General features: G+C 56.9%; 1 protein-coding gene. It reads right to left on the bottom strand.

Going from position 1 to position 274, the window contains the following annotated elements:
* On the bottom strand, positions 1 to 274 hold a 274-nt coding region (locus tag Q1A34_RS21990; RefSeq protein WP_300039659.1), incomplete at both ends, for a transporter substrate-binding domain-containing protein.

Raw genomic sequence — 274 nt, 5'->3', positions numbered from 1 at the left:
AGTCTTCTGGTGACCGCCTGGCGCCGTTCTTCTTTGTAAAGAGCATTGTTCGGAAGGATCCGAATGGCTGCGTTGCACTTGCAGTTGCCAGACGATCCGGGGTCAACCCGAGTGTCGAGCTCATGTCGGCCTCACCTGAAACCATCATATCCATTACGACACCGGGGTCGTCGGCACGCAGGAACTCCAGTTCACGACCGTCAGCCGCTACGAGAAGTCTCGCAATATCAATGGCAAGGCCCTGGGGTTGTCCATCGACGCCGGTAAAGCTGTG

Origin of the sequence: uncultured Roseobacter sp. (assembly GCF_947491795.1) — a bacterium.
Taxonomy (GTDB): Bacteria; Pseudomonadota; Alphaproteobacteria; order Rhodobacterales; family Rhodobacteraceae; genus Roseobacter.
Note: the sequence above shows the minus strand (reverse complement) of the source record. Positions and strands in the feature narration are given on the sequence as shown.